Below are 16,881 nucleotides of genomic sequence, written 5' to 3' on the forward strand. Positions count from 1 at the left end.
CCACCCATCAGGCCCCATGCAACGGCACCCGCACCGACAGGGTCGTCCCCTCCCCCGGCTCACTCTCCAGGGACAATTGCCCGCCCATGATCAACACCCGTTCACGCATGCCGACCAGGCCAAAGGAGGTTGGCCGACCCGTATCGGCAATAAATCCTACACCGTCGTCGCTGACGGTCAGGCACAATTCGTCGCCCTCCTGAACCAGCGTCAGCTCTACAGTATGCGCTTGGGCATGGCGCATCACGTTGGTCAGCGCTTCCTGGAGAATCCGGAACAGGCCAATGGCCTTGGCGTCACTCAGGGCCGGCAGATTGTCCGGCACCTGCACCAGGCATGGAATCTGCGTTCGCGCCTCGAAACGCCGAGCCTGCCATTCGATGGCCGAGGCAATGCCAGCATCCAGAATCGGCGGGCGCAACGCCGTCGCCACGTCCCGCACCAGTTGGAACAACTGGGCAATCAGGCGCTTCATGCTGTTAAGTCGCTCATGCAGGCCTGGGTCGAGTTGTGCGTAGGCCAATTCACACATGGATGTTTCTAGCTTCAACACCGTCAGCATCTGGCCCAGCTCATCGTGGACCTCCCGGGCAATGCGCGCCTTTTCCTCTTCCCGCACGCTTTCCAAGTGCGCCGACAATTCGCGCAACTGTTCCCGGGAGCTGGCCAGCTCCAGCTCGATGCGCTTGCTTTCGGTGATGTCCCAGACGATTCCGTCCCAGACATAAGCGCCATCTTCAAGACGGCGGGTGATCGCCTTGATCTCGGCCCAGCGCTCCTGGCCTTCGCGGGTCAGGATGCGGCCCTGCCATGACCAGTCACTGTCGGTGTCCAGCGCCTGGTCCTGAGTGCGGTGGTAATCGGCCTTGTCCTGCGGGTGCACCAGGCTGCGCAGCCCGGTGTCGCTGCGGGCCAGGGTTGCAGGTGAATAACCCACGAGGCTTTCGCTGCCTTCGCTGATGTAGGCAAAGTCGATCTGGCCGGTCACCGGCGCCCGCTCCAGGCGAAAGACCAGGCCCGGCACGTTGGCGGCAATGCCTTGCAAGCGTGCTTCGCTTTCGCGTAACGCCGCCAGGGCACGTCGGCGCTCGGTCACGTCGTTGAGGTAGACCACCAGGTATTCGGCGTCGCGAAAACGCAGGAAGCTCAGGGAAACGTCAGCCGGCAAGATGCTGCCATCGGCTCGCACGCATTCGGTCTCGAAACTCTGCGGCCCCTCTTCACTGGCCCGGGCGCGCTTCCACAGATTCAGCCAGCGATCCATGTGCAAGCCCGGCTCGAAGTCGATCAAAGGGCGGTCGATGATGGCGCCCGAGGCGTAGCCAAGCATGGTCTCGGCCGCTCGGTTGGCATAACGCACGTGGCTGTCCCAATTGACCCAGAGGATGCCGACCGTACTTTGATCGATGGAAAACTGCGTCAGGCGCAAGGCTTCTTCGCTGGCCGTACGCTGGGCGATGTCTTCCCTCGCGGCACGCAGACGGCGCTCCAGTGCGCGTTGCTGGCGGCGCTGCCAGAAGACGATGGCGACGCTGCTGAGCAGCAGGGCCAGAATCAACAGGGTCAAATTCTGCCAGAAGCCCGGGGTCTCGGTCAGGCGTGGATATTTTGGCTTGAGCCAACGACTGTGCAGTTGCTCCAGCTCCTTGGCCGGGATCGCCTGCAACCCGCTGTCGATGATCTCGGCCAGTTCCGGCCAGTCCCGGCGCGTGGCAACCCGCAGCAACTGTGGCAGGCCGATGTCGCCCACCACCGCCAGCTCGGCGAATTCGGGCTCGACCATCAACCGCCCGAGCTGTGCCTCGTCGACCACCGCGTATCGAGCCTGCTGGGTCAGCAATAATTGCAGGGCCTCGCGCTCCATCGGCACGCCTTGCAGATTCAGCGTCGGGTAGTTGCCGCGCAAGTAGTCGGCCGTGGCGCTGGGCATGCGCACCGCGACCCGGGCCTGGCTGTCGAGTTTTTCCAACTCCACCCCTTCGGCGCCCTTCTGCGCGCCGACGATCAGTTGGGGCACGCGCATATAGGGGTCGGAAAACTGCCAGAGCTTGAGCCCGCCCGGGGATTGGGTCAGGCCCGGAGCGACGTCTACCTCGCCGGCGCGCACCGCGGCTTCCAGTTGTGCCAGGTCCTGGAAGTTGCGCCAGGTGAGTTCGACGTTCAACGCCTTGCCCAACCATTGCATCAACTCGACGTTAGTCCCGGACAAACGCTGCAGGCGCCGGTCGTATTGGGCATAGGGCGCCTGCAATACCAGGCCGACCCGCCATTGCGGATGTTGCACCAACCACTGGCGCTGCCCTGCATTCAATTGCACCCCGTGCGCCGACGGCGCGGGCGCGGCCCACGCCATCAAGGGAAGCCATAAACAGCCGATAACCCACAGGCAGCAAAAACGCATCATCGAAGTCTCATGCACTGACAAATACTGACCAACCCATTAGGCTGCCGGAAATACTTCTGGTCATGGAATAACCGATGCCCTCTGTTTATCGCCTGGCGTTGCCAGCATTGTGCCTGTCGCTGATCCTGCCAAGTGCCTTTTCTGTACAGGCCAGCGAAACGGCGCCCGCCGCGCAGCAACCTGCCGAGGAAAAACCCGTCGAGCGCCAACCCTTGCTCGAGCGTAGCCAGGAAGAAGCGACCGCACTTGAGCGAAAAGTCCCGGCCCAGGAACAACAACAGTTACAGACCGGCAGCGATGCCTTCCTGGCACTGTGGAAACCGGCCAATACCAGCGACCCCAGGGGCGCAGTCATCATAATCCCCGGTGCTGGCGAAACAGCTGACTGGCCTCAAGCTATCGGCCCGTTGCGTAAAAAATTGCCCGATGTTGAGTGGAGCAGCCTGAGTATCACCCTGCCGGACTTGCAAAGCGACGTCATTGCGCCGCGCGTGGTGGAAGCACCGCCCGAGACCAAGCCGGCCGATACCGCTGCTGCAGCACCGGACGCCACCACGGCGGCGCCGATCGAACAGGTCGCAGGCGGCGAAGCCGATGCGGCAGATCCTGTCGTCGCCCAAACCGATGAAGAACATGCCAAGGCCGACGCCGAGCGCATCTTCGCCCGTATCGATGCAGCACTGGCCTACGCCGAACAGCAAAGCGCACGCCGCATCGTGCTGCTGGGCCATGGCACTGGCGCCTATTGGGCGGCGCGTTACCTGAGTGAAAAGCAACCCTCGCAGGTCGAACGCTTCGTGATGGTGGCCGCCCAGACCCCGACCACCGCGAAGCCGGCCCTGGCCGAACTGACCTCGACCTTGAAACTGGCGACCGCCGACATTTTCTACATGGACAAGCCGCTGGATCGCAACGCGGCGCTGGAGCGCTTGCAGGCGAGCAAACGCTTGAAAGGCTCGACCTTCAGCCAGGTGTCCCTCAAGGCCCTGCCGAACCCGGCGGCGGAGCAGGAGCAGCTGTTTCGTCGGGTTCGGGGCTGGTTGAATCCGCAGAACGCGGGGGAGTAAGGCTGACTCCGGCACCGCCCACCGTGGGCTAGCGAAAATCCCGCCGCTCGCGAATCAACCGATAGGCGTTATGCAATTCCCGGGTTTTGTCGGTGGCTTCACGCACCTGCATGGGCGTTGCTCCGCTGCCGGCAATCTTGTCCGGATGATGACGACTGAGCAGGCGTCGGTAAGCGCGCTTGATCTGTGACGGTTCGCTGGTGGCCGAAACCCCCAGCAGGCGCAAGGCTTCCTGATAGGTCACCGCGCTGTTGGGCCGCGACAGTTTCTGCGGCTCGTAATCAGCCGCCAGCGCCTGGACCTGTTGCGGCGTCCAACCCAACCAGCGGCCCCACTGGGCCACCAGTGCTCGCTCGCTGACACCGGCACGCCCATCGGCCCAGACCATCCGCCAACACGCGCGCAATACCCCTTCAGCCGCATGCGGCTGGACGGCTAGGCGGCGCATGTAACCGCGCAAGCGATCGTTCCCCGACTTGCCTCGATTGAACGCGGCGATCGCCCGGCGTTGCGCCGACTCGCTCAAGTCCAGTGCACGCATCTCCTGGCGAGCCTGCTGGATGTGGCCATCGACCACGCGGCCATCGCTTTTCGCCAACCGCCCCAGCAATACAAACAACAACTCATCGTTGCGCAACGCCGGGCGTCCACCCAGACGCTCACGTACCTGCGCCCAGCCCTGCAGATTCAGGCGTCGATCCAGCGCCTGCCCCAACAATGCCCCAAGCATGGCCCCCGGAATGCTGGCTATGGCAAAGCCCGCCCCGGCTCCAATCAGAGTCCCTGGCCACCACATATCAACCGCTCGCTTCTATCAAGGTTTCGACCTGCGCCAAACGTTCATGGGTGCCGACATCGACCCAATGCCCTTTGAGGTGCTCGCCACTGACGCGCCCCTCGGCCATGGCCGCGCGCAACAGCGGTGCGAGCTTGAACGCACCGTCCGAGCAACCGTCGAACAACCGCGGGTGCAGGACGGCGATGCCGCTATAGGTCAGGTTGTCGGCAGGCGCTTGCCTATCGTGAACCTTTCCGTCGACCAGGACGAAATCGCCGTCTGGGTGATGCTCGGGATTATCGGCGAGCACCAGGTGCGCCAACCCTTCGAGCGGCCGGCGCAAAGCGCTGAAGTCGTAGTCGGTCCAGACATCGCCGTTCACCACCACAAACGCTTCGTCGCCCAGCAGCGGCAAGGCCCGGAAGATTCCACCGCCGGTTTCCAGCGGCTCGCCCTCAGGGGAAAACCGAATACTCACGCCAAACCGTGAACCATCCCCCAGGTGATCTTCGATCTGCTGACCGAGCCAGGCGTGATTGATCACGATCTCGGTGAACCCGGCCCTGGCCAGCGCCCGCAGGTGGTATTCGATCAAGGGAACACCACCGACGCGAATCAACGGCTTTGGCGTGGTAAGGGTCAAGGGCCGCATGCGCTCGCCCTTGCCCGCCGCCAGAATCATCGCCTTCATGCCGTTGCTCCGGCCGATTGCCGCAGGCTGCCCAGCAGTTCATCGAGCGGTGCCAGTTCCGGACGACGGGCAATGACCGCTTCTATATAAGCAAAGAAGCGCGGCACATCACCGAGGTAGCGTGGCTTGCCATCACGATGACAAATGCGCGCGAATATCCCGATGACCTTGAGATGGCGCTGCACGCCCATCAAGTCGCTGGCCCGCAGGAAGTCCTCGAAGTCCGGCTGGACGGGAATGCCGAGGGCGCCGGCCTGCTGCCAGTAACTCTCCAGCCAGCCGCGCACACGTGCCTCGGGCCAACTGAGGAAGGCGTCCTTGAACAGGCAGGTCACGTCGTAGGTGACGGGGCCATAGACCGCATCCTGAAAATCCAGCACGCCGGGGTTCGGCACGCTGAGCATCAGGTTGCGCGGCATGTAGTCGCGGTGCACCAGCACTTTGGGCTGGGCCAGGGCGCTGTCGATCAGCAGCTCGCTGGCCCGCTGCCAGAGTTGCTGCTGGGCCGAATCCAATTCGATACCCAGCTCGCGCTTGACGTACCACTCGGGGAACAATTCGAGCTCCCGACGCAGCAACGCGACATCGTAGCTCGGCAACGGCGCAACCATCGGCAATTGCTGGAAAGCCAGCAAGGCTTGCAGGGCATCGCGGAACAAATCGTCGGCATTTTCGCCGTTGATCACGTCCAGATAGGTCTGGTTGCCCAAGTCATTGAGCAAAAGAAAGCCGCGTTCGAGGTCTTCGGCATAAATTTTTGGCACGTTAATGCCGGATTTCGCCAGCAAAAAAGCAATATCCACGAAGGGTTTGCAGTTTTCCTGGGGCGGTGGCGCATCCATTACGATCAAACTGCGACCCTCGCCTTCCCAGCGGAAATAACGCCGGAAACTCGCGTCACTGCTGGCGGCGGTCAACGTGGCCGGGGGTACGGCGCCCCAGTCCTGTTGAGTGAAAAGGATCGGCAGTTGTTCATCGAGCCAAACTTTCAGGTGTTGCAAGCGTACATCTTGGTCGGGCATTGCAAGGGTCTCCGACGGCGCTAGCCGTCAAGCGGGTCATGCTTTATTATCCAGCATCTTGTGCGACACGCGTAGCGTGCCTCCAGCTTCGCGATGAGGAGTCATCGTGAAGGGTTCTTGCAAAGGAACCAACAGCCCGGCAGCCAATTCGGGAAACAAAACCGCCCAAGGAGTCCTTCGCTTAAAAAGACTCGTTGTCGCTGCGGCGCAATAGCGAACCCAAAACCACTTAGCACTCGGAAGCGTGGTTATGGTCCGGATTTCGGACTGGGAGTGCTTACTTCATCACATCGGCCTCATGGCCTTACTCTGACGGGAAGAATCCCCGCAGGGGTTCCTCCTTCTGCAAATAGGGGGAACATCACCCAGACAAGCCGTTTTCCTACGGTCCTTGTCCATTTCAACTGGAGACATGAGCGAAAGTTCTGTCTGTCATTGTCCAACTGTTGCAGTCACTGAACAGTAGCGGACTCGTTGTGCGACCAACGATAGCCTAGGAAGACATGCGTCACTGGTAACGGTGGGGTATGAAGCTCTTCCGACAATGTAGCCCCCGTCAGGGCGTGATCTTGCTGCGAGGCAAGTCATGGATGCTCGGAGCAGTACCGGGTTGAGGCGCTAGGCTGGCTGGCAAGGGCAACGTAAGTGAACTGCTGATAAACGCCGTAAGGATAACCATGCCCAAACTGCTGTCAGGCATGAACCAAAAGGTACGAGGCCAGATATTCCTGTGGGATGTGGGAATACGTCGCTGCACAAGCCTCCGGCGAAAAGGCAGGTCCTAAACCAGTCGTGTGACAGTCAGGGAACGTGGTAAGCCCGTATGGCTGCCTTCGGGCAGGCAAACCGCAAGGTGAACTGTTGGCTGTGCGGGTATGGGATCGCAGAGAAAGCGAACGCCGGGCTGTAATGGTTCGGATAGGGATTGGAACATTATCCCACGGGAAACCGGGCAGACTTCTGCGTGGTCTTTCGTCGCATGAATGCTGATTGAGCCTGTTTCAATGAACTTCGAGGTCCAGAAATACCGGACCTTCCAATAGTCCAACCCTGACGGGAGCGCCCCTCCCCATCAGGGGATGCGTACGTCTTTTGCTCAGGGTCATCTGAGAGGAAGGCAGCATGATAGAACACAGCCAAATGGCCGTGTCTGCGCCTTCCGACGTTCCGCAGCAATGGCACGACATCGACTGGTGTCGCGTTCAGCGGAACGTTCGGGCAATGCAGATACGGATTGCGAAGGCTTGTCGGGAAGGCAACTGGCGCAGGGTGAAAGCCTTGCAACGGATGCTGACCCGCTCACGCTCGGCCAGATACTTGGCCGTACGGCGAGTCACTGAAAACCAGGGTAAGCGCACGGCGGGAGTCGACCGCGTGCTCTGGGATACACCGGATGCCAAATGGAAAGCGGCAGATGGATTGAAGCGCCACGGGTATAAACCTCGGCCGCTACGGCGAGTGTTTATCCCAAAGTCGAATGGAAAGGAGCGCCCTTTGGGCATCCCGACCATGACTGACAGGGCAATGCAGGCGTTGTACTTGCTTGCTCTGGCGCCCATCGCAGAAACCACGGGTGATCCCAATAGCTACGGCTTCAGGATCGAACGCTCGACGGCGGATGCGATGGGGCAGTTGTTCGTTTGCCTGTCCAAGAGGCTATCGGCCAAATGGGTTTTGGAAGCGGACATCAAGGGCTGCTTTGACCATATCAACCACGACTGGCTGATCCACCACGTCCCTACGGACAAAATGGTTCTTCGCAAATGGTTGAAAGCAGGCGTGATCCATAAAGGCCAGCTTCAGGCAACGGATGCCGGTACACCTCAAGGCGGGATTATCTCGCCGACCTTGGCAAACATGGTGCTGGATGGCCTGGAAACACAGCTCAAGCGATATCTGGGCGTGACACGGGCCAAGAAGCTGAAAATCAATGTAGTGCGATATGCGGACGATTTTGTGATCACTGGCGAATCGAAAGAGGTGCTCGATAGCGAAGTCAAACCTTGGGTGGAGCAGTTCCTCGCGGTGCGCGGATTGCAGTTATCCCCTGAGAAAACCCATGTCGTCCATATAGATGCAGGCTTTGACTTTCTGGGTTGGAATTTCCGCAAGTACGGCGGGAAGCTTCTGATCAAGCCGAGCAAGAAAAACGTGAAAGCGTTCTATCGCAAGGCCAAGGAGGTCATCAGCACCAACAAAGCGGTGACGCAAGAGGATCTGATCCGATTGCTGAACCCGATGCTGCGAGGCTGGGCGTTCTATCACCAGCCAGTAGTCGCCAAGAAGGCGTACAGCCGCATGGACTTTCAAATATTCCAAGCGCTATGGCGCTGGGCAAAACGGCGACACCCGAACAAAAACCTCGACTGGATCAGGAAGAAGTATTTCCAACTCATCGAGGGTCGAAACTGGGTGTTCTGCACCACGTTACTGACAGAGACTGGGGACAAAGAGGAGATCAGGCTATACACCCTTGAGGCTACGCCGATCGAGAGGCACAGAAAAATCAGCGGGGAGTACAACCCGTTCGATCCTTCGATGGAGGAAATGGGCGAGAAACTGCGGATGTCCCGGATGCTCGGGAAGCTGAAATACCGTAAACAAGTATCAAACCTGTTTCAATCGCAAAAAGGTCTGTGTTTACTGTGCAAGAACCCGATAACCAGGGAGACGGGGTGGCACGACCACCACATCATTTATCGCTCACAAGGCGGTGGTGACTCGCTAAGCAACCGGGTACTATTGCATCCCATTTGCCACCAGCAGCTTCATGCTCGTGGGCTAACAGTGAACAAACCGGCTCCCGATTTCGGGGGTTAAGTAGAGACTTGAGCCGTATGCGCTGAAAGGCGCACGTACGGTTTTTAGGGGGGAGCAGGCCAGAAATGGTCTGTTCCTACCCAACTTTCAGACCATCGAGAGGCGTGCGGCCCACACCGCGGGCAGATGGCACGCAGGAAGCCCGGACTAATAAGATGGCATTGAAATCCCCCGCGTTTCGTAAAAAATTTCCGTTGCTGGTTACCGGCAGTCTGCTGGCCCTGCAACCCCTGGCCTCTTCATTCGTCGTCGCGGCGCAGCAGTATGACTGCTCCGTCTCCGCTTCGGGTGCCTGGGACTGTGCGCCCAAGACACCGGCCGCCGCGTTGCCGCCGCGTCCCGTGCATGACGGCAGTGCGGTTTCCGACAGCGGCGCGGCTCCGGCCGACAGCAGCTCGGGCGAGGAAGCCGGCGAAAAGCCGATGCTCGTTACCGAAGCCAAGGGCCGTGGCCTGAAGTCGCGCAGTGCAGACTACAGTCACCTGGATTGGGTTCCACGAGAGAACCTCACCCCTGCGCAATTGGCTGAAACCGGGCCTTACTGCTCGGGTGCCTATATCGAGCCGACTCGTCCTGGCATGAACGACAAGACGGCCAAGAGCGACGCCCCCACCTTCCTCGGCGCCAAGGCTTCACGCTATCAGCAGGAAGAACAGGTGGCGACCTTGGCCGGTGATGTGGTCATGCGCCAGGGCAGCATGCAGGTCGAGGCCGACGAGGCCAATCTGTACCAGGCCGAGAACCGTGGCGAGCTGAGTGGCAACGTGCGGGTTCGCGACAACGGCGCACTGATCGTCGGCGACCATGCCGATGTGCAGCTGGACACCGGCGAAGCCAAGGTCGACAACGCCGAATACGTGATGCACAAGTCACGCATCCGCGGTAACGCGTTGTACGCCAAGCGCGCCGAGAACGCGATCATCCGTCTCAAGGACGGTACGTACACCACGTGCGAACCGAACAGCAACGCCTGGACGCTCAAGGGCAACAACATCACCCTGAACCCGGCCACCGGCTTCGGTACCGCGACCAACGTCACGCTGCGGGTCAAGGACATTCCAGTCCTGTACACGCCTTATATTTATTTCCCGATCGACGACCGTCGCCAGTCCGGCTTCCTGCCGCCGACCATCGGCAGCGGCAGCGACACCGGCTTCCTGCTGGTCACTCCGTACTACTTCAACCTGGCACCGAACTACGATGCCACGTTGTACCCGCGCTACATGAGCAAGCGCGGCCTGTTGATGGAAGGCGAATTCCGCTACCTGACCAAGTCCAGCGAAGGTCAGTTCGGCGCGGCGTACCTCAATGACGAAGAAGACGAACGCGCCAAGCAGACCGACTACAGCAAGACTCGCTACATGTACAACTGGCAGCACAAGGGTGGCCTGGACTCCCGCGTGGCGACTGAAGTCGACTACACCAAGATCAGCGACCCTTACTACTTCCAGGATCTGCAGACCGACCAGATCGGTGTCGAGTCCAGGGATTATGTGAACCAGCAGGGTGCGGTCAGCTATCGCGGCGATACCTATACGGCGCGCTTGAACGTCCAGGCCTATCAAATGGCCACGATTTCGAACATCACGCCTTATGACCGTTTGCCACAGATCACCTTCAACGGTGCGCTGCCGCAACATCCGGGGGGCCTGGATTTCGCCTATAACACCGAGTTTGTGCGGTTTGATCGTGATTTGAGGACCGGGCGTTACAAGGACGAAACCGGTGGTCCTTTTAATAGCGATGGAACAATTGGGACACCTTTCCTGGACACAAACGTCACGGGCCTGGCCCGCGCAACCGGCGACCGGATGAATCTGGCCCCCGTCGTCAGCCTGCCAATGAATGCTAGCTATGGTTTCATCAAGCCGTCGCTCAAGTATCAGTACACCCAGTACGATCTGGACCTGGATAGCACAGGCAAAAGCCAGATCATTGCCCAACAACAGGCCGCCGCAGCTGCAGGCACTGATTATGTTGGGGGCGAATACCATGGCAGCCAGAGCCGTGGCGTTCCAATCGCCAGCATTGACAGCGGCCTGTACTTCGACCGCAACACCCAGTGGTTCGGCAAGAACTATCGCCAGACATTGGAACCACGCCTGTACTACCTCTATGTACCAGAGAAAGACCAGAGCGACATTCCGGTCTTCGACACCAGCGAAAGCACCTTCAACTACTCCTCTCTGTTCCGGGATAACCGCTTCAGCGGTTCCGACCGTGTCGGCGACGAGAACAAGCTGTCTCTGGGCGTGACCAACCGCTGGATCGAAGAAAACGGCTTCGAACGTCAGCGCATCAGCGTTGGCCAGGCCTTGTACTTCAAGGACCGCGAGGTCCAATTGCCCGGCATTGACGCCAGGACTCGCGAAGACGCGCATTCGAACGTTTCGCCTTACGCGCTGGAATACGAATACCGCTGGAACCGCGATTGGCGCACGACCGCCGACTACAACTGGGACCCAGATTCCCACAGCCCTCGCTCGGGCAGCGCGATGTTCCACTACCAGCCTGAAGACAACCCGAACAAGGTTATCAATGCCGGTTATCGCTATCGCAACGACCAGATTCGCTACGACCAGACCACTGGCCAGTGGCAAGTGGGCGGCGGCGACTATGGCACCCCAGGCACTCCTGGCTACGTGAAGGACTACTACAAGATCAAACAGCACGACTTCTCGGTCATCTGGCCGATCGTGCCGCAGTGGAACGCGATCAGCCGCTGGCAGTATGACTACAACCGCAACCGTACCCTGGAAGCCTTCGGTGGTTTCGAATACGACAACTGCTGCTGGAAACTGCGCCTGATCAACCGTTACTGGGTCGACTATGAAGAGTTCAGTCAAGCCGCCCCGGAAAACGAAAAAGGCGACCACGGCGTCTTCCTCCAAATTGTTCTGAAGGGACTCGGCGGCCTCACCGGCGCCAAGGTAGAGAGCTTCCTCGACAAAGGCATCCAAGGTTATCGTGAACGTGAAGATCAAGCTTTCTGATTGTCTGCGCCCGCTGATGCTGGGCGCGCTGTTCCTGGGTACCGCGGCCAACGCCGCGGTACAGTCCATCGATAAAGTGGTGGCCATCGTCGACAACGACGTGGTCATGCAGAGCCAGTTGGACCAGCGCGTCCATGAAGTGCAGCAAACCATCGCCAAGCGCGGCGGTGGCCAGCCGCCACCAGGCGTACTGGACCAGCAAGTGCTCGAACGCCTGATTGTCGAAAACCTGCAGTTGCAGATCGGCGAACGCTCCGGCATTCGCATTACCGATGAAGAACTGAACCAGGCCGTCGGCACCATTGCCCAGCGCAACAACATGAGCATCGACCAGTTCCGTGCCGCCCTGGCCCGCGACGGCCTCTCCTACGAGGACGCCCGCGATCAAATCCGCCGTGAAATGGTCATCAGCCGTGTGCGCCAGCGCCGTGTGGCCGAACGCATCCAGGTGTCGGAACAGGAAGTGAAGAACTTCCTCGCCTCGGACCTGGGCAAGATGCAGCTTTCCGAAGAACTGCACCTGGCGAACATCCTGATTCCTACCCCGGAAAGCGCCAACTCCGAAGCGATCCAGAGCGCTTATCGCCAGGCGATGGATGTCTACCAGCAGCTCAAGCAAGGCGCTGATTTCGGTCAGATGGCCATTGCCAAGTCCGGCAGCGACAACGCCCTGGAAGGCGGTGACATGGGCTGGCGCAAGCCCGCTCAACTGCCGCCTCCGTTCGACCGCGAACTGAGCGCCATGGCCGTGGGCGATATCACCCAGCCAGCTCGTACGCCAGGCGGCTTCATCATCCTGAAAGTGCTGGAGAAGCGCGGTGGCGGAACCCAGGTCCGTGACGAAGTGCATGTTCGCCACATCCTGATCAAGCCAAGCGAGATTCGCAGCGAAGCCGAGACCAAGCGCCTGGCGGAGAAACTCTACGACCGCATCGAAGCGGGCGAAGACTTTGCCGAACTGGCGAAGAGCTTCTCGGAAGACCCGGGCTCAGCCCTCAACGGCGGCGACCTGAACTGGGTTGACCCCAATGCACTGGTTCCAGAATTCCGCCAGGTCATGGCCGACACGCCGCAAGGCCAGCTGTCCAAGCCGTTCAAGAGCCCTTATGGCTGGCATGTGCTGGAAGTCCTCGGCCGCCGCGCCACCGACAGCACCACCCAGGCTCGCGAACAGCAGGCGATGACCGTATTGCGCAACCGCAAATACGACGAAGAGCTGCAAACCTGGCTGCGTCAGATTCGCGACGAAGCCTACGTTGAAATCAAACTCCCTGGTGCAGACCAGGCAGCGCAGTGAAACCCAAGCGTTTCGCGCTGACCCCCGGCGAACCAGCCGGCATCGGTCCCGACCTGTGCCTGCTGCTCGCCTCGCAAGCCCAGCCACATCCCCTGATTGCCATCACCAGTCGCGACCTGCTCCTTGAGCGGGCCGCGCAACTGGGGCTGGTCGTCAACCTGTTGCCCGTGACACCGCAGGCCTGGCCGGACGTCCCGGCGCCCGCCAACAGCCTGTATGTCTGGGATACGCCCCTGGGCGCTCCGGTCGTCACAGGGCAGTTGGACAAGGCCAACGCCGCGTTCGTCCTCGAGACCCTGACCCGCGCCGGCCAAGGCTGCCTGGACGGGGCGTTCGCCGGCATGATCACCGCCCCCGTGCACAAAGGCGTGATCAACGAATCCGGGATTGCCTTTTCCGGGCACACCGAATTCCTGGCTGAACTGACCCACACCGCGCAAGTGGTGATGATGCTCGCCACCCGCGGCTTGCGAGTGGCCCTGGTGACCACTCACCTGCCCTTGCGGGACATCGCCGACGCCATTACCGCGCAACGCCTGGAGCGGGTCACGCGCATCCTGCACGCCGACCTGCAGGAAAAATTCGGCATCGCCCAGCCACGCATCCTCGTCTGTGGGCTCAACCCCCATGCCGGTGAAGGCGGACACCTGGGCCGTGAAGAAATCGACATCATCGAACCCACCTTGGAGCGCTTGCGCAGCGAGGGCATGGACCTGCGTGGCCCGCTGCCTGCCGACACTCTGTTTACCCCAAAATATCTGGAGCACTGCGACGCGGTGCTGGCGATGTACCACGACCAAGGCCTGCCCGTACTGAAGTACAAAGGCTTTGGCGCGGCGGTCAACGTGACATTGGGCCTGCCGATCATCCGCACCTCCGTGGACCACGGCACCGCCCTGGACCTGGCCGGCAGCGGCAAGATCGATACCGGCAGCCTGCAAGTCGCGCTGGAAACCGCCTACCAGATGGCCGAGACCCATTTATGACCGAGCAATACCAACACCGCGCGCGCAAGCGTTTCGGCCAGAACTTCCTGCATGACGCCGGCGTGATCGATCGCATCCTGCGCTCGATCCGGGCCAAGCCCGACGACCGCCTGCTGGAAATCGGCCCGGGCCAAGGCGCCCTGACCGAGGGCCTGCTCGACAGCGGCGCGCAACTGGACGTGGTGGAACTGGACAAGGACCTGGTGCCGATCCTCAACCAGCAGTTCGCCGGCCGGAGCAATTTCAGCCTGCATCAGGGCGACGCGCTGAAGTTCGACTTCAATAGCCTGAACGCCGCGCCGAACAGCCTGCGGGTGGTGGGAAACCTGCCATACAACATCTCCACGCCACTGATCTTCCACCTGCTGAGCAACGCCGGCCTGATTCGCGACATGCACTTCATGCTGCAAAAAGAAGTGGTCGAGCGCCTCGCCGCCGGCCCTGGCGGTGGTGACTGGGGTCGCCTGTCGATCATGGTCCAGTACCATTGCCGGGTCGAACACCTGTTCAACGTAGGCCCGGGTGCATTCAACCCTCCGCCGAAAGTCGACTCGGCCATTGTCCGCCTGGTGCCCCACGCCGTCCTGCCGCACCCGGCCAAGGATCATCGCCTGCTGGAGCGGGTGGTGCGCGAAGCGTTCAACCAGCGCCGCAAAACCTTGCGCAACACCTTGAAACTGCTGCTCAGCAGCGCCGAAATCGAAGCCGCTGGCGTCGATGGCAGCCTGCGCCCCGAGCAGTTGGACCTGGCAGCGTTCGTGCGCCTTGCCGACAAGCTCAGTGAACAGGCCACCCCGCAAGTCGACGCCAACTGAACGGGTGACGATCGCTATCGGGCAGTACGCCAGTCTGGTCTACTACCCGATACTTGGCCTAGACTGATCTCTTGAGTCGCGCCCGCGTCCCGCTTCGTTTTTAAGGCCTTTTTGCATGTCCGATCCTCGTTACCAGGTCGACGTCAGCGTCACCACCCGTTTTCTGGCAGAACAGTCGCAACCCGAGCATGACCGCTTCGCTTTCGCCTACAGCATTACCGTGCGCAACAACGGCTCCTTGCCGGCCAGGCTGCTGTCACGTCATTGGATCATCACCGACGGCGATGGCCATGTCGAAGAAGTGCGCGGCGAAGGTGTGGTCGGCCAGCAGCCGTTGATCGACGCTGGCAAAAGCCACAGCTACAGCAGCGGCACGGTGATGACGACCAAGGTCGGCACCATGCAGGGCACCTACCAGATGCTGGCCGAGGACGGCAAACGCTTCGACGCCGTCATCAAACCCTTCCGTCTGGCCGTGCCCGGAGCCCTGCACTGATGGCCACGTATGCGGTCGGCGACCTGCAAGGCTGCCTCGATCCGCTCAAGTGCCTGCTGGAGCGCGTTGCTTTCGATCCTCAAAAAGACACGCTGTGGCTGGTGGGCGACCTGGTCAACCGTGGCCCGCAGTCCCTCGAGACGTTGCGCTTTCTCTACAGTATTCGTCAGTCGCTGGTGTGCGTGCTGGGCAACCACGACCTGCATCTGCTGGCTGCCTGGCAGAACATCGAGCGCCTGAAAAAGTCCGACACCTTGAGCGAAATTCTCGACGCCCCCGATTGCGTTGAACTGCTGGAGTGGTTGCGCCAGCAGAAGCTCATGCACTACGACGAGGCGCGCAACCTCGCACTGGTTCATGCCGGCATTCCGCCCCAGTGGTCCCTGCGCAAGGCGCTCAAGTGTGCTGGCGAAGTCGAACAGGCATTGCGCGACGACAATCTGTTCGCCCCCTACCTGGATGGCATGTACGGCAACGAGCCGGTCAAGTGGGACAACGACCTCACTGGCAGCGCTCGTCTGCGCGTCATCACCAATTATTTCACGCGCATGCGCTTCTGCACCCGCGACGGCAAGCTCGATCTCAAGGGCAAGGAAGGCATCGAGACGGCGCCGCCCGGCTATGCCCCCTGGTTCAAGCACAGTGAGCGCAAGACCCGTAACCTGAAGATTATTTTCGGACACTGGGCGGCACTGGGCGGCCAATCCGACGAGCCCGGCGTCTTCGCCCTCGATACCGGTTGCGTGTGGGGCAGTGCCATGACCCTGATGAACGTCGACACTGGCGAGCAACTGCATTGCGATTGCGATGAACAGGGCCACGCCAAAACCCATCACCCGACCACTGCACCATTGCCGGCCGGCACTGCCGTTTGACCGGCGTTGCGCTTCAGCTACAGGAGCCCCTCATGAGCGAATTCAAACGCATCCCCCCGGAACAGGCCCAGGCCCTGCGCGAGCAAGGCGCGGTCGTCGTCGACGTCCGCGACCCAGCCACTTTTGCGGCTTCGCATATCAGTGGCTCCCGGCATCTGGATAACCATTCCATCGCCGACTTCATCCGTGCCGCCGACCTCGATGCACCTACGGTCGTGGTCTGCTATCACGGCAACTCCAGCCAGAGCGCAGCCGCCTATCTGGTCAGCCAAGGCTTCAGCGACGTCTACAGCCTGGACGGCGGTTTCGAGTTGTGGCGTGCGACTTATCCTTCAGAAACAGCGCAAGACAATCACGAATAATTTTTTATGCCGTCCAAGCCCGCGTGAACCGTGGGCTTGAGCGATGGCAGACGAACGGTCTGCCATAACTAATTACGTATTCCACCTTTACCTCCGCGATTCCGAACTATCCTTAGCCTCAGGCCATCCAAAACAGGGGAGAGCCGGTACACCGGCGCGCGGGTCATCGGGAGTCAGCTTTCAAGAACCTGTATTCTTGAAAGCATTCTGGGGGGTAAAACGGCAACTGGGTTCCCAGCGGCTGTCCAGCATCGACTGATTGATCCGACACCGGC

General features: G+C 60.7%; 13 protein-coding genes. 9 read left to right on the plus strand and 4 right to left on the minus strand.

The features are described from left to right. Positions 1-7 precede the first annotated feature (7 nt). Positions 8-2,404 (minus strand): PAS domain S-box protein, encoded by a 2,397-nt coding sequence (locus tag KGA89_RS09685; RefSeq protein WP_223471387.1) that lies wholly within the window; start codon positions 2,402-2,404, stop codon positions 8-10. 74 nt (positions 2,405-2,478) lie between these two features. Here KGA89_RS09685 and KGA89_RS09690 point away from each other — a divergent pair, with 74 nt between their 5' ends. Further along, on the plus strand, positions 2,479-3,471 hold the full coding sequence (locus KGA89_RS09690; RefSeq protein WP_223471388.1) for an alpha/beta hydrolase family protein: 993 nt from the start codon (positions 2,479-2,481) through the stop codon (positions 3,469-3,471). A 28-nt stretch (positions 3,472-3,499) separates the two neighbouring features. Here KGA89_RS09690 and KGA89_RS09695 read toward each other — a convergent pair whose 3' ends face one another. The 3 genes from KGA89_RS09695 to KGA89_RS09705 are packed head-to-tail and all read right to left on the minus strand — an operon-like array spanning position 3,500 to position 5,962. Beyond that, entirely contained in the window at positions 3,500-4,267 is a 768-nt protein-coding gene (locus KGA89_RS09695; RefSeq protein WP_223471390.1) for a TerB family tellurite resistance protein, read from the minus strand. A gap of 1 nt (position 4,268) precedes the next feature. Then, the gene (gene murU, locus KGA89_RS09700) at positions 4,269-4,940 is read right to left on the minus strand and encodes an N-acetylmuramate alpha-1-phosphate uridylyltransferase MurU (RefSeq protein ID WP_027912954.1); all 672 of its coding nucleotides are present in this window, start codon (positions 4,938-4,940) and stop codon (positions 4,269-4,271) included. Continuing rightward, positions 4,937-5,962: an aminoglycoside phosphotransferase family protein gene (locus tag KGA89_RS09705; RefSeq protein WP_223471391.1), complete on the minus strand. Its 1,026-nt coding sequence runs from the start codon at positions 5,960-5,962 to the stop codon at positions 4,937-4,939. Before KGA89_RS09705 ends, murU begins: the two co-directional genes overlap by 4 nt. A gap of 1,122 nt (positions 5,963-7,084) precedes the next feature. On the opposite strand from KGA89_RS09705, the gene ltrA reads away from it, so the two are divergent. The 8 genes from ltrA (at position 7,085) to glpE (ending at position 16,606) form a co-directional block, all read left to right on the plus strand. Further along, positions 7,085-8,782, plus strand: coding sequence for a group II intron reverse transcriptase/maturase (ltrA, locus tag KGA89_RS09710; RefSeq protein ID WP_100263595.1), 1,698 nt, complete (start codon positions 7,085-7,087; stop codon positions 8,780-8,782). Between the two features lie 155 nt (positions 8,783-8,937). Further along, on the plus strand, positions 8,938-11,775 hold the full coding sequence (locus tag KGA89_RS09715; protein WP_223471392.1) for an LPS-assembly protein LptD: 2,838 nt from the start codon (positions 8,938-8,940) through the stop codon (positions 11,773-11,775). Beyond that, entirely contained in the window at positions 11,756-13,072 is a 1,317-nt protein-coding gene (gene surA / locus KGA89_RS09720) for a peptidylprolyl isomerase SurA (protein WP_223471393.1), read from the plus strand. Before KGA89_RS09715 ends, surA begins: the two co-directional genes overlap by 20 nt. Next, the gene (gene pdxA / locus KGA89_RS09725; RefSeq protein WP_003206168.1) at positions 13,069-14,058 is read left to right on the plus strand and encodes a 4-hydroxythreonine-4-phosphate dehydrogenase PdxA; all 990 of its coding nucleotides are present in this window, start codon (positions 13,069-13,071) and stop codon (positions 14,056-14,058) included. Before surA ends, pdxA begins: the two co-directional genes overlap by 4 nt. After that, complete coding sequence (gene rsmA, locus KGA89_RS09730) at positions 14,055-14,873, plus strand: 16S rRNA (adenine(1518)-N(6)/adenine(1519)-N(6))-dimethyltransferase RsmA (RefSeq protein ID WP_223471394.1); 819 nt, start codon at positions 14,055-14,057, stop codon at positions 14,871-14,873. Before pdxA ends, rsmA begins: the two co-directional genes overlap by 4 nt. 115 nt (positions 14,874-14,988) lie before the next feature. Next, positions 14,989-15,369 carry a Co2+/Mg2+ efflux protein ApaG gene (apaG, locus tag KGA89_RS09735; protein WP_003206172.1) on the plus strand — a complete coding sequence of 127 codons (381 nt, stop codon included), beginning with the start codon at positions 14,989-14,991 and terminating at the stop codon, positions 15,367-15,369. Further along, positions 15,369-16,244, plus strand: a complete 876-nt coding sequence (locus KGA89_RS09740; RefSeq protein ID WP_003206174.1) for a symmetrical bis(5'-nucleosyl)-tetraphosphatase — start codon at positions 15,369-15,371, stop codon at positions 16,242-16,244. The genes apaG and KGA89_RS09740 overlap by 1 nt, the downstream gene beginning before the upstream one ends. A 32-nt stretch (positions 16,245-16,276) precedes the next feature. Further along, complete coding sequence (gene glpE, locus KGA89_RS09745) at positions 16,277-16,606, plus strand: thiosulfate sulfurtransferase GlpE (RefSeq protein ID WP_003206176.1); 330 nt, start codon at positions 16,277-16,279, stop codon at positions 16,604-16,606. The last annotated feature ends 275 nt before the right edge of the window (positions 16,607-16,881 follow it).

The organism is Pseudomonas sp. A-RE-22, assembly GCF_019956035.1.
Lineage (GTDB): Bacteria > Pseudomonadota > Gammaproteobacteria > Pseudomonadales > Pseudomonadaceae > Aquipseudomonas > Aquipseudomonas brassicacearum.

Coding starts and splice junctions, on each gene's coding strand:
- KGA89_RS09685 (WP_223471387.1), bottom strand. CDS start 2,404: ATGATGCGTTTTTGCTGCCTGTGGGTTATCGGCTGTTTATGGCTTCCC.
- KGA89_RS09690 (WP_223471388.1), top strand. CDS start 2,479: ATGCCCTCTGTTTATCGCCTGGCGTTGCCAGCATTGTGCCTGTCGCTG.
- KGA89_RS09695 (WP_223471390.1), bottom strand. CDS start 4,267: ATGTGGTGGCCAGGGACTCTGATTGGAGCCGGGGCGGGCTTTGCCATA.
- murU (WP_027912954.1), bottom strand. CDS start 4,940: ATGAAGGCGATGATTCTGGCGGCGGGCAAGGGCGAGCGCATGCGGCCC.
- KGA89_RS09705 (WP_223471391.1), bottom strand. CDS start 5,962: ATGCCCGACCAAGATGTACGCTTGCAACACCTGAAAGTTTGGCTCGAT.
- ltrA (WP_100263595.1), top strand. CDS start 7,085: ATGATAGAACACAGCCAAATGGCCGTGTCTGCGCCTTCCGACGTTCCG.
- KGA89_RS09715 (WP_223471392.1), top strand. CDS start 8,938: ATGGCATTGAAATCCCCCGCGTTTCGTAAAAAATTTCCGTTGCTGGTT.
- rsmA (WP_223471394.1), top strand. CDS start 14,055: ATGACCGAGCAATACCAACACCGCGCGCGCAAGCGTTTCGGCCAGAAC.
- apaG (WP_003206172.1), top strand. CDS start 14,989: ATGTCCGATCCTCGTTACCAGGTCGACGTCAGCGTCACCACCCGTTTT.
- KGA89_RS09740 (WP_003206174.1), top strand. CDS start 15,369: ATGGCCACGTATGCGGTCGGCGACCTGCAAGGCTGCCTCGATCCGCTC.
- glpE (WP_003206176.1), top strand. CDS start 16,277: ATGAGCGAATTCAAACGCATCCCCCCGGAACAGGCCCAGGCCCTGCGC.